Source organism: Frankia sp. CcI49, assembly GCF_001983215.1.
Classification (GTDB): domain Bacteria; phylum Actinomycetota; class Actinomycetes; order Frankiales; family Frankiaceae; genus Parafrankia; species Parafrankia irregularis.
On the sequence record NZ_MOWP01000028.1, the window covers coordinates 219,444 to 231,964 of the forward strand.

Annotated in this window: 11 protein-coding genes; 9 read left to right on the forward strand and 2 right to left on the reverse strand. The window is 69.9% G+C overall.

The window, feature by feature from the left end:
• Positions 1-167 precede the first annotated feature (167 nt).
• Complete coding sequence (locus tag CcI49_RS25790) at positions 168-1,985, forward strand: carboxylesterase family protein (RefSeq protein WP_054569132.1); 1,818 nt, start codon at positions 168-170, stop codon at positions 1,983-1,985.
• A gap of 49 nt (positions 1,986-2,034) precedes the next feature.
• Here CcI49_RS25790 and CcI49_RS25795 read toward each other — a convergent pair whose 3' ends face one another.
• Positions 2,035-2,460, reverse strand: coding sequence for a VOC family protein (locus CcI49_RS25795; protein ID WP_054568740.1), 426 nt, complete (start codon positions 2,458-2,460; stop codon positions 2,035-2,037).
• Positions 2,461-2,494: 34 nt separating this feature from the next.
• Positions 2,495-3,451, reverse strand: coding sequence for a helix-turn-helix domain-containing protein (locus tag CcI49_RS25800; protein WP_235498171.1), 957 nt, complete (start codon positions 3,449-3,451; stop codon positions 2,495-2,497).
• 144 nt (positions 3,452-3,595) lie between these two features.
• On the opposite strand from CcI49_RS25800, the gene CcI49_RS25805 reads away from it, so the two are divergent.
• The 8 genes from CcI49_RS25805 (at position 3,596) to CcI49_RS41645 (ending at position 12,471) form a co-directional block, all read left to right on the forward strand.
• The gene (locus CcI49_RS25805; protein WP_054569131.1) at positions 3,596-4,750 is read left to right on the forward strand and encodes an acyl-CoA dehydrogenase family protein; all 1,155 of its coding nucleotides are present in this window, start codon (positions 3,596-3,598) and stop codon (positions 4,748-4,750) included.
• A gap of 323 nt (positions 4,751-5,073) precedes the next feature.
• The gene (locus CcI49_RS25810) at positions 5,074-6,222 is read left to right on the forward strand and encodes a thiolase family protein (RefSeq protein WP_054568738.1); all 1,149 of its coding nucleotides are present in this window, start codon (positions 5,074-5,076) and stop codon (positions 6,220-6,222) included.
• A 50-nt stretch (positions 6,223-6,272) separates the two neighbouring features.
• Complete coding sequence (gene bluB, locus CcI49_RS25815; RefSeq protein ID WP_235498170.1) at positions 6,273-7,004, forward strand: 5,6-dimethylbenzimidazole synthase; 732 nt, start codon at positions 6,273-6,275, stop codon at positions 7,002-7,004.
• 523 nt (positions 7,005-7,527) lie between these two features.
• Positions 7,528-7,869, forward strand: coding sequence for a 4Fe-4S binding protein (locus CcI49_RS25820; RefSeq protein WP_054568737.1), 342 nt, complete (start codon positions 7,528-7,530; stop codon positions 7,867-7,869).
• 503 nt (positions 7,870-8,372) lie between these two features.
• On the forward strand, positions 8,373-9,086 hold the full coding sequence (locus tag CcI49_RS25825; protein ID WP_241840240.1) for a TetR family transcriptional regulator: 714 nt from the start codon (positions 8,373-8,375) through the stop codon (positions 9,084-9,086).
• An 85-nt stretch (positions 9,087-9,171) separates the two neighbouring features.
• Complete coding sequence (locus CcI49_RS25830) at positions 9,172-10,377, forward strand: amidohydrolase family protein (RefSeq protein ID WP_076830074.1); 1,206 nt, start codon at positions 9,172-9,174, stop codon at positions 10,375-10,377.
• A gap of 163 nt (positions 10,378-10,540) precedes the next feature.
• Positions 10,541-11,626 (forward strand): Rieske 2Fe-2S domain-containing protein, encoded by a 1,086-nt coding sequence (locus CcI49_RS25835; protein WP_083749705.1) that lies wholly within the window; start codon positions 10,541-10,543, stop codon positions 11,624-11,626.
• Positions 11,627-11,694: 68 nt separating this feature from the next.
• A complete protein-coding gene (locus CcI49_RS41645; RefSeq protein WP_076830077.1) occupies positions 11,695-12,471 on the forward strand; it encodes a VOC family protein in 777 nt (258 codons plus the stop codon).
• The last annotated feature ends 50 nt before the right edge of the window (positions 12,472-12,521 follow it).

Genomic DNA, 12,521 nt, shown 5'->3' on the forward strand with positions numbered 1-12,521 from the left:
TTCTCCACCGCTCCGGGAGGGCGGTGGCGATTCGCATTGTCGAAACCGACGGATGGCAGCCCTGTCATCCGTCGGTTTCGTACGTTTCTCGGCGGACAAAGCCGCATATACCGTGTCGCACGTTAGTGATCTTGCGTTCGACGTCTGTGCCGGTGAGGCTGTCCGTCATGACGGGGGGATCGAACGCGTCGTGCGCGCCGGACCAGGTGCACCGGCGGTCGCGGCCGGTCCGCACCGGCTGGCTGCCCCTGCTGCCCGTGCCGCAGCGGTCGCAGCGGCCGCGCTCGCTACTGCTCCTGGTGCTGGTCGCGTTCCTCGCGCTGCTCTGCCCAGCCTGCGGTGACGGTTCCCAGGAGCACACCGTGCCGGGAACGAAACGCGGCGGTGCGGGTTCGAGCTCCGCGCCGGTCGTCGTGACGACCACGGGCGGCCGGGTGCGCGGAGTCCACGGCGGCGACGTCGTCTCCTTCTTCGGCCTGCCCTACGCGGCCGCGCCGGTGGGCGACCTGCGGTGGCGCGCGCCCGCCGCGCCGCAGCCCTGGCAGGGCACCCGGGACGGGTCGGTGCGCGGCCGACCCTGCCCGCAGTCCGGCGAGCTGGCCGTCGGCGGTGCCGCGGAGGACTGCCTGTTCGTGAACGTGACCACCACGCCCGGCGCCGTTGCGCGGGCACCGCAGACAGCGCAGCGGACCTCGGGCTCGAGCGGGGCCCCCGAGGCCGGTGCGGGCCGCCCGGTACTCGTGTGGATCCATGGCGGTGGCTTCACGACCGGCACCGCGAACCAACTGGACACCTCGGCGCTCGCGGCGGCCGGCCCGGCGGTGATCGTCAGCGTGAACTACCGTCTCGGCGCGCTCGGGCAGCTCGCCTTGCCGGCGTTGAACACCGAGTCCGGCGGTGACGCGGGCTCCTACGCCGTGGCGGATCTCATCGCCGCGTTGCGCTGGGTCCGGGACAACGCCGCCGCCTTCGGCGGTGACCCGGGCAATGTGACGATCTTCGGAGAGTCGGCGGGTTCGGTGAACGCCTGTACGCTGCTGGCCGCACCGTCCGCACGCGGTCTGTTCCAACACGCTCTGCTGCAGAGCGGACCCTGCCTGTGGCCGCTGCCGACCATGGCCACCGCGGAGCGGACCGGCGCGGAGTTCGCCGCGCAGGTGGGCTGCACCGATGCCGCCACCGTCCTGAGCTGCCTGCGGGCCGTCCCCGTCGACCGGCTGATGGCCGCCGGTGGGCAGGTCGACGTCCTGACCGGCCCGAGATGGGCACCCGTTACCGGAAGCCGCACGCTCCCCCGCCCGCCCGAGCAGGCACTCGCGGCCGGCTCGGCGGCCCGGGTACCGGTCCTGCTCGGGACGGTGCGGGACGAGGGGCGTGCCTTCACGGTCAGCTACGACCCGGGCCAGAAGCTCACCGCCGAGCGGTACGCCGAGATCATCCGCCAGCAGCTGCCGGACCGGGCGGACGCCGTGCTCGCGGCCTACCCGGCCGGCGCCGTCTCGGCCCGGGAGCGCCTGGCCCAGGTGATGACCGACCGGTCGTTCGCCTGCCCGACCGCCCGCACGGCGGATCTGCTGGTCGGGTCGGGCTCCCGGGCGTTCCTGTACGAGTTCGACGTCCCCGGCCTCGCCCCGTTCCTGAGTGACAACGGCACCGGCGCCACTCATTCCGGCGAGATGACCTATCTGTTCCCAGACCGTGCGTCATCGTCGACGTCGACGATGACGACGGCGGCTGAGCGCGAGCTGTCCGCGGCGATGCTCACCTACTGGACGCGCTTCGCCGCCACCGGTGATCCGAACGTGGCCTCCCGGGCCGGTTCGTCCGGAGGCCAGGGGGAAGGCGCCCTCCGGACGCTGCCGACCTGGCCCGCCTGGCCGGTGCCGCGAACCGCGACGACCCCGGACCGGCTGGTGCTGGAACCAGGCACGATCGAGGCCCGCCCCGGCTACGAGGCCGAGCACCACTGCGACTTCTGGAAATAGGGCGCGGGACGGTCAGGCTCTGCGGGACGGTCAGGCTCTGCGCGGGACGTCAGGCCTTGCGGGCGGCGCCGCGGTAGGTCCCGAAGGACCACAGGTTGCCTTCGGGATCGCGGGCGGCGAAGTCGCGCGACCCGTAGTCGGTGTCGTGCGGCTCGGCGGTGATCTGCGCACCCGCGGCCCGAGCCCGCTCACACAGGGCGTCCGGGTCCGAGGTGACCACATAGGCGCCGAACGCTCCCGGCGGCAGGGCGAACGTGTCGGCGTCGTCGCGGATCGAGCCGAGCATGATCCCGCCACCCTCCGGCCAGGCGAGCTCGGCGTGGTCGACGCGGCCGTCGGCACCGTCGGGGCCGTAGCAGACGACCTCCTCGAAACCGAAGGCCGCGGCGAGAAAGTCGATCAGCGCCCGGGCGTCACGGGCACGCAGGCAGGGCCAGACCTGGGGAGACGGCGCGGTGTCGCGGGTGTCGCTCATGTGCGTGGGATGTCCTTCCGTGCGGTGGTGGTGGTCAGCCGGTTCCGGTTCCGGTCCCAGGACTGGACCGACCGGGCCCGTCCAAGGATTCGTCGAACCCGTAGCCGTCGGCTTGGACGTTTCGGAACTCCGTGGCGAGCCATCCGCTCGGCGAGCACCCGGTGAGGGCACGGAAGTCACGAGCGAGATGCGCCTGGTCGAAATAGCCGCATTCGGCGGCCAGATCCGCGAGCCGCCAGCGACGGTCCCGGCTGACGAGCAGCCTCCTGGCCCGGTCGAACCTGATCACCCGAGCGGCGGCCTTCGGGGTGAGGCCGAGCTCGACGCGGAAGCGGTCGCTCAGATGCCGGGTGCTCCAGCCGACCTCGGCGGCGATCACCGCGATCGGGACATTGCCGTGACCCCGCCGGAGCAGGTTCCAGGCGTGGCGCAGCTCGGCAGGCACCTCCCGCTCGATCTGCCCGACCCGTCCGACCTCTCCGAACCGTCCGGCACGTGGTCGGTCGGCCCGCACGAGGCCGGTGAGCTCCTGGTCGAGAACGGCGAACCGCCCGGGCCATCCGCGGGCCTCCCGCAGGCGATCCGACATCCGGCGGCCGGCGCCACCGAGAACGGCATCAGCTGGCAGGTCGAGCGCGGCCAGCTCGCCGGCGGGCAGCCCGAGCAGCGCCCGCGCGCCGAGGGGGCGCAGCGCGAGCTGGACGCCGGACTGGGCTCCCTGGTGGGTGATCAGCGCGGGCGCCGTGTGCAGCCCGGCGATCAGGGAGTCGAAGCTGCGCCGCCGCGCGCCGGCACCGGGCGGATCGAGCAGCACCAGCGGCTCGTCCAGCGTGAAGATCAGGGTCAGGGCCGGCGACGGCAGGCCGCGGTGCACCGCGGGGGGAAGCCCGCGCTGGCGGTAGCCGCTGTACCAGGCCACATAGGGACGCAGGCCCGGTGCCGGGGCGACCCGGACATGCTCGTCGACCTGCTCCACAGGGTCCTGTTCCACAGGCTCCTGCTCCACAGGCTCCTGCCCGACCCGCTCCTGCGCCACCGCCTCAGTGTCGACGTCCGGTCGGCCCGGGACCGGCACATCTGTCGCATCGGTCGCGTGGCGGCGCGGCGCGGCGCGATGGTGCGAAAGACTTGCCGGATGGAGCTGTCGTCCGAAGAGCAGGCGATCGTCGCCACCGTTCGTGACTTCGTCGACCGCGAGGTGCGGCCGGTGGTGCGGGAGCTGGAGCACGCCAACACCTACCCCGAGCGGCTCATCGAGCAGATGAAGGAGCTCGGGGTGTTCGGCCTGGCGGTTCCCGAGCCGTACGGCTTCGGCAAGGTCTCCACACCCTGCTACGCGATGGTCACCGAGGAGCTCGCCCGCGGCTGGATGAGCCTGGCAGGGGCGATGGGCGGGCACAGCGTCGTCGCCAAGCTGATCTCGACGTTCGGCACCGACGAGCAGAAGGAGCGCTACCTGCCGTCGATGGCGACCGGGGCGCTGCGGGCGACCATGGCACTCACCGAGCCCGGCGGTGGCTCCGACCTGCAGGCGATGCGGACCGTCGCGCGGGCCGACGGCGACGGCTATCTGATCAACGGCTCGAAGACCTGGATCACCAACGCGCGCCGGTCCGGCCTCGTGGCACTGCTGTGCCGGACGGATCCCGCCGCGACCCCGACGCACCGCGGGATGAGCATCCTGCTGGTCGAGCGGGTGGAGGGCTACTCGGTGTCGCGAGACCTCCCCAAACTGGGCTACAAGGGCGTCGAGAGCTGCGAGCTGGTCTTCGACGACGCACGGGTGCCGGCCACCGCCCTGTTGGGCGGTGTCGAAGGGCGCGGGTTCACCCAGATGATGACCGGGCTGGAGATCGGGCGAATCCAGGTCGCAGCGCGGGCCACCGGCGTCGCGCGGGCCGCCTTCGACGACGCGCTGCGATACGCGCAGGCACGGGAGAGCTTCGGCCAGCCGATCTGGCGGCACCAGTCGATCGGCAACTACCTCGCCGACATGGGCACGAAGATCACCGCGGCCCGTCAGCTGCTCCTGTACGCGGCCCGCCGCCATGACAGCGGCGAACGCTGTGACATGGAGGCCGGCATGGCCAAGCTCTTCGCGTCCGAGACCGCGATGGAGGTGGCACTGAACGCGGTGCGCATCCACGGCGGCTACGGCTATTCGACCGAGTTCGACGTCGAGCGGTACTTCCGGGACGCGCCTTTGATGATCGTCGGCGAGGGAACGAACGAGATCCAGCGCAACGTCATCGTCGGCCAGCTCATCCGGCGTGGCGGCCTCGACACCTGACCGCGGGCCGGCACCCCGAGCGAGACCGGGCCGGAGCCCGAGCGCCGCGGTGCGCCGTGATGTGCCTCTTGTCACCGTGGGCGCCGGGACGGGCCGTGCAACCGGGACATCGGACGTCGAACTGTGGCACCGTTGGCATGCCGGCGGAACAGGTGGAACGGGCAGAATGTCGACAAGCCGATCGGCCGGCAAGCCGACACATCGATCGAACGATGGAACGATCAGGTCGATCAGTCGACCAACCGATCGTTCGACATGGCGCGGGCTCGGCGCCGATCGCCACGGGCGCGCCGACGCACCGGGACGAGAAATGAGGGACGGCCGTGCGGGAAGCAGTGATCGTCGAGGCGGTGCGTACGCCGATTGGCAAGCGCAACGGTTCCCTGGCCGGCGTGCACCCGGTGGATCTTGCGGCGATGGTGCTCAACGAGCTGATCAGCCGGACCGGGATCGACCCCGTTCTCGTCGACGACGTCCAGTGGGGGTGTGTCACCCAGCTGGGTGACCAGTCCAGCAACGTCGGCCGGTACGCGGTGCTTGCGGCCGGGTGGCCCGAGTCCGTCCCCGCGGTGACGGTGAACCGGGCCTGTGGCTCCAGCCAGCAGGCGCTCGACCAGGCCGTGTTCGCCGTCATGGCCGGCCAGCAGGATCTGGTCGTGGCCGGCGGTGTCGAGTCGATGAGCCGGGTGCCGCTCGGTGCGTCCCGCCAGATGGGTGAGCCGTACGGGCCGGCGGCGAAGGCGCGGTACGACGGTTCGGACTTCAACCAGATCATCGGCGCTGAGCGGATCGCCGAACAGTGGGGCTTCACCCGCTGGCAGCTGGACGAGTACTCGTCGCTGAGCCACGAGCGGGCCGCCGCGGCGATCGACGCCGGCGCCTTCGAGCAGCAGACGTTCGCGGTTCCCACCGAGTCCGGGCCGTTCACCGTCGACGAGGGGCTGCGCCGCGGCACCACCCCGGAGAAGCTCGCCAAGCTCAAGCCGGTCGCGCGTGAGGACGGCCTGATCCACGCGGGCAACTCCTCGCAGATCTCCGACGGTGCGGCGGCGCTGCTGGTCACGACCCCCGAGCGGGCACGTGAGCTGGGTCTTAAGCCGATCGTGCGCTACCACAGCGCCGCGGTCGCCGGCTCCGACCCGCTGCTGGTGCTCACCGGCCCGATCCCGGCGACGGAGAAGGTGCTCGCCCGCGCGGGCCTGTCGATCGGCGACATCGGCGCGTTCGAGGTCAACGAGGCCTTCGCCTCGGTTCCGCTCGCCTGGCTCGCCGAGACCGGCGCCGACCCGAAGCTGGTCAACCCGCTGGGCGGGGCAATCGCGGTCGGGCACCCGCTCGGCGGCTCGGGCGCGATCCTGATGACCCGGCTCGCCCACCACATGCGGGACAACGGCATCCGCTACGGCCTGCAGACCATGTGCGAAGGGGGCGGTACCGCCAACGCGGCGATCGTGGAGCTCGTCGCGAACTGAGCCCCCTCGCGAATCCCTGACCCGATTCGCCGGAGTGGAGCTGAACTGCCGTGATCTCGTCGTCTTCGATGTGGTCCGATTCGCCTTCGGATTCGCCATCCGATCTGCTGTCGGATGCGTCGTCGGACCTGGGAGCCCCAGGTCCGCCTGCCGTCCCGTCCGCTGCCGCCGGCCTCTACCAGGTCATTTGGCGGCGGCGGGACGTCCGCGGGCAGTTCACCGGTGAGCCGATGCCGCCGGGCGCGCTGCACCGCATCCTCGGCGCCGCGCACAGCGCGCCCAGTGTGGGGCTCACTCAGCCCTGGGATTTCATCCTGGTCGAGGACCGGGAGACCCGGGCTGCCATGCACGCGCATGTCAGCGACGAGCGGGCGTGTTTCGCCGCGACGCTCACCGGCGAGCGTGCGGAGCGGTTCGCGCCGATCAAGATCGACGGAGTGCTGGAGTCGACGCTCTCCGTGGTCGTGGCGTATGACCAGGACCGCGGGGCGCCGGCAGTGCTCGGCCGCAACACGATCGCGGACGCCGGCCTGTACTCGGTGTGCCTGGCGATCGAGAATCTGTGGCTGGCCGCGACCGCGGAGGGCCTCGGGGTCGGCTGGGTCTCGTTCTACCGGGAGCAGTTCGTGCGCGACCTGCTCGGCATACCCGAGCGGGTGCGCCCGGTGGCCTGGCTGTGTCTCGGTCCGGTGAGCCACCTGGAGACCACGCCGGACCTCGAACGACACGGTTGGGCGGTCCGCCGTCCACTGGACGTCGTGATCCGCCGCGAGCGCTGGTAGCCGCGCGGGGCGGGCGCCTGGCGCCGCTCGGCTCCGACGAGGTCGGTGCCGCAGGCGCGTGGGCAAGCGCGAGGGCCAGGTGGGGGCCGGTGCCAGGGCCGCGTGGGCCGGTTCCGCCGGGCCTGTCGGCACCGGGGCGGCACCCGATATGGCACCCGACGGCGGATTCGCGCCGCCTTCCCAGGGCCGTTCGGGTACCGTGGCGACGGGCTGATCTTCCCGGTCGCCGCACCCGGCCTAGCCGATTCAGGCGAGGATAACTTTAACCGAGCCGAAATCCGAAATTCTTTCCCGTGGGCGCCGAACAAAGAAATCATCTGCGTGGCACGACTGTTTTTCTTCGTTACCCGCCGTTAACCGTGGGAAGCGTCGGTGTGACAAGCGCCCGCCAATAATCTATGCGGGTTCGCCGGAGTCGATCCCATTTCGGTCGGGGCGGCCGAGGTGCGTTGGCAGTGGGTCGCGGATCCGCCGTGGCCCGGCCTGCCGACGCATTGTTCGGCTGATTGGAGACGATTCTGTCATGCCATTTGTGATCACCTCCGCGTGCATCGACGTCAAGGATGGCGCCTGCCTCGACGGCGGATGCCCCGCCGACTGCATCTACACCGGCGGGCGCAAGATGTACATCAACCCCGACGAATGCACCGAGTGCGGGGCGTGCGCGCTGCGGTGTCCGGTCGGAGCGGCGATGCTCGACGAGATGGTGTCCGAGGAGGAGCAGGAGTTCATCCGGAGCGAGGAGCTCTTCTTCTCCGAGATCCTGCCCGGGCGCGACGAGCCGATCGGTGACGACCCGGGCGGCGCGGCCGTGGTCGGAAAGATCGACGCCGACTCGGAATTCGTCGCCAACTTCAAGAAGTGACCAGGCGGGCAGCGGGAGCCTGGTCCAGCCTGCCGTAGCCGCTGAGCGTGTGTTCGGCTGTTCGTGTCCCCGGGTCGCTTCGTGCGCTCGTGTCCCGGGCCGTGCGCGGCCCGCTCGCGTTCGGCCCGATCACACACGGCCCGATCACGCATCCGTCCCGCTGCCCGTCTTCACCGGTACGGCCATTCTCGCCCTGGCCTGCTGTACCCAAACCAGCTCAGCCTGACCACCGCCAGCCGCTGGTCGGCTTACATCGCCCAGCTTGAGCCGGCATTTCGTGGTGGCCTGCGGATCAGCCGGCCGGCCGTGCTCCCCTGCCCGGGCCAGCGGGGCGTCCGGGCTGACTTCCTCGCCGAGTCAACCGAACTCGCCCGCGCCGTCTCGTCGGCGGTCGCCGAGGTAGCTGGCATGCCCGGCTTTCCCCGCGCCCGGCGCTGCCCTCGGGCGGTCAGTTGGCACCTCAACCCAGTTGACACAAATTCTCATGTGAGACAGAGTCCCACATGAGACGTGCGGGTGGAGGTGCCACGCTGAGCGGCAGCGATCAGGGGCTCATGACGAGCGGGCAGGGCGTGGCGACCGAGGCGGCGGCCCCGGGAACGACGTTCGTGCCGAGAAAATCGCTGCGCGCCCTGAAAAAGGAACGCTCCGTCGAGCACGTCGCCCGAGTGGCGGTCGACCTCGTCAGGGAGCGCGGCCTCGCGGCCGTCCGGGTCGAGGACATCTGCGCGCGGGCGGAGATCGGCCGGTCGACCTTCTTCCGCTATTTCGACTCGAAGGAAGCCTGCTTCGTCACCGGAGCGCACCACGGGCACCTCCAGAACGCGCTGGCCGCGATCAGGGCGCGCCCAGCGGAGGAGGGGCCCTTCGCCGCGCTGTGCAACGCCTTCCTGGCGACCCAGGAGGGCTGGGAGGCGCAGCGCGACATCCTGGTCCTCGATGGCCAGTTGCGTGCGGAGTTCCCAGCGGTGCTGGCACATGCCAGCGCCAGATATGTGGACTGGGAGACCACCATCGCGCGGGAGATCGCGCCGCGTTTCACCGCGCCGGACGACGGCCTCTTCCGTTCGCRCATCGTGGTCGGGAGCGTGCTGTGCGCCCTCCGGCTGGGCACCGACAGATGGCTGGCCGCGGGAGCCAACCGTTCCCCCGCAGAAGACGTACGGGCGGCCTTCGCCGTCCTCCGACAGGATTGTCCGTCCCTGGCGGAGAATTGATTTAAAATCCGAAGCGATGTTGTGTTCCGTTCGGGGGATTTTCGGCCACTCCGTCATCAACGGAGCAGAAGAAGGGAGGCCTGGAATGACTGTGGTCGACGACGTGACGGCCACCGGAAGGGCTGTCGACCGTGACGCCTATGTGCTGGATGTCGATACTCATTTCGAAGTCGCGTTCACTGCTGAAGACCATCCCTTACGTGCCTACGCGGACCAGTTCCCGACCGCGCGGCGGTATGTAGCCGAGGCGCTCACCCACGATCTGCGCGAGGCGACTCCGGCCGATTCGCGGCCGAGTGACGAGGCGCTTCTGCTGTACAGCCCGCCAGCGAACCGTTCGTACACGTCCGCCGCGGTTGATCCGGCCGCGTCGGTCGACCCGAGGTTCCCGTCCGCGAGTGCCGCGGAACGGCTCACCTGGATGGACCAGGTCGGGATCGACGCGGCGCTTGTCAACCCGGGCGTCTACGCCAGCCTCCCCAGATACCTGGACGGCGACCGGTCCCAGCTGGTGCGCCTGCTCAACGACTTTCTCGCTGACCGGCTCTCCGGCCACACCGATCGGCTCATGCCGGTGACAATGCTGAACTGGAACGACCTCGACGGCGCCGTCGCCGAGCTGACCCGGATGCGCGCTCGGGGTAGCAGAGCGTTCTGGGTACGCGCGGAGCCGGTGAACGGAATGTCGCCGGCCCATCCGGAGTGGGACCGCGTCTGGTCGGCAGCGACCGACCTCGGAATGATCGCCGTTCTTCATATCGGCAACTCCCCGACCGCCTTCTCCGGATGGGGGAACGCGGGCTGGGCGGAAAGCGGTGTCGGCGTCGGCGGGTTCTTCCGCTACGCCAACTGCATGAACCACCAGGCCGCGGAGCTGTTCATCACCGCGATGCTGTACGGCGGGGCGCTCGGCCGCCACCCGAACCTCACCATCCTGACGGAGGAGTTGCAGGTCGGCTGGCTTCCGTTCCTGCTCGCCCGGTGTGAGGGCCTCGGCTCCGCCGGCCCGTGGCCGTTCGACCGCTCGCCCGTCGAGATGCTGCGCCACCACATCCGCGCCTCACCCCTCATCGGCGTCGGCGACCGGGACGTGCTCGGCCGCTGGATGCCGCAGCTACCCGGCATGCTCGTCTTCTCATCGGACTACCCGCACGGCGAGGGCAACGCCGACCCGATCGGCCTGTACGGCCCGGCCCTGGGCGAACTGGACGAGGCGACCCGCCGGTCCTTCCTCGGCGGAAACATCGCCGACTGTTTCGCCCGGATGGGCGACCCGCTACCCGGCACCTGATCAGAATCCGCCGGTCACCCACACCCACACCGACCCGGCGAGCGTGGGTGACGGCAGTCCCGGTCCTGAGCACGGGGATCACGAACCGCCTTTGATCCGGTATCGAATACATTATCCAAACCCCATTCCAGTCTCMTTGCGTGACCTCTTCGGGAGGCAGTACATGACGCTCTCCAGCGCGGGCGGGGTCAACCGATCCGGCCTGAGCGGTGCCTACGCACTCTCCGCGGAACTGACGACGGCGGCGGAGAATCTGATCGGCCTGCCGATGCCGCTGCGGCCGGACACTCTCTACGACCAGTCCCGGCGCACCGTGGTCCGCCGGGAACGTGGGCCGCGTTTCCCGTTCCCCATACCCAACGGCTGGTTCATCGTGGCCCGGGCCGACGAGATCGAGCCGGGCCGGACGAAGACACTGTTCTACTTCGGCAAGGACCTGGTGCTTTTTCGCGGCACGGACGGCACGCCGTATCTGTTCGACGCCTACTGCCCGCATCTGGGCGCGCACCTCGGTGTCGGCGGCAAGGTCGTCGACGGCAGCCTGCAGTGCCCGTTCCACGGCTGGCGGTTCGACGGTGCGAGCGGCGCGTGCGTCGAGGTGCCCTACGACGACAACCCCTACATCCCGAGGACGGCCACCGCGCGCTCGTATCCGGTGGTCGAACGTAACCGGATGATCTGGGCCTGGCACCACCTGGAGGGCAAGGAGCCCTTCTACGAGGTGCCCGAGGTACCCGAGGTGCACGACCCGGACTGGCTGCCGGTCGTCGTCAAGGACATCACTGTCGCCACCTGCTGCCAGGAGATGGCCGAGAACAACGTCGACACCCCGCATTTCCTGTACGTGCACGGCATGCAGGCGATTCCTGAGGAGGAGTTCCACGTCGACGGGCACTACAAGCGCTCGGTCGGGATGGACGGCAACTTCATGCGCGAGGGCTTCGGACTCGGCCTCGGAGTGCTGCGCGTGAAGGGCTATACGACCTTCATCTCCTCGACCACCCCGATCGATGAGGAAAACGTGCACGTCCGATGGATCTTCACCTCACCGCGATCGCTCGGCGAGGACGCCGCCGAAGCGGCGGCGGACAGCTTCACCGCCGGCGTGAGTCAGGACCTGCCGATCTGGGAGAACAAGATCTTCAAGGATCCGCCGGTGCTCCGCCCCTCCGAGCGGGCCGTCACCGAGCAGCGTCGCTGGTGCCAGCAGTTCTATTCCTGGCCCGAGGGCGACCCCCGGCGCCGTTGACGGTGCCCAGCCCCGCCGCCCGCAGTGGTTTTGCTGTCCCTTTTCTCAAGAACTCGAAAGGTGGAATCGTGAGCACCTGGATTGGTCAGTACTGCCTGAACGTCGAGGACCTGGAACGGTCCGTCGCCTGGTGGAGTGCGATCGGGCTGCGTAACACCAGTCGCACCGAGATTCCCGACGCCTTCGAGGCGATCATGCAGAACCCGGCCACCGGCGGGCTTTTCCAGATCGCCCAGCAGAAGGCACAGCAGGGGCCGGTCGCGCTCGGCACGGCGCTGTGGAAGCTGTACGTCAACACTCCGGACATCGCTGGGACGTTCAAGCGGGCGGTGGCGGCGGGAGCCGAAGTGGTGGCCGAGCCGGAGCGGACGGAGCGTTGGCCGGTGACGATCGCCTTCGTCCGCGACCCGGACGGCCGTCTGGTCGAGTTCGTCGAGCGTCATCCCTGGCCCGAGGGCTCGCCGGCCGATGAGCCCTGGCTGGGCCAGTACTGCATCAACGTCCCCGATCTGGACGCCGCGGTCGCCTTCCATGAGAGGCTCGGACTGACCTGCACCAGCCGGACGGACGTCCCCGAGGCGTCGGAGGCGATCATCGAGGCCCCGGGGCGCGGCGGGCTGATCCAGCTGGCCCAGCAGAAGGACGGCGTCCCGATCGAGCACGGCAACGGGTTCTGGAAGCGCTATCTCAACACCGACGACTGCGATGGGCTCTACCGAACCGCACTGGCGGCTGGAGGTGAGGCAGTCATGGAGCCGACCCGGCTGGACCGCTGGCCGACGATCATCGCGTTCTTCACCGATCCGGCCGGCTACCTCGTCGAACTCGTCCAGAAACTGAACTGACCGCCCGCCGACGCACACTTCGCATTCCCGACAACTCCAGGAGGTGGCCC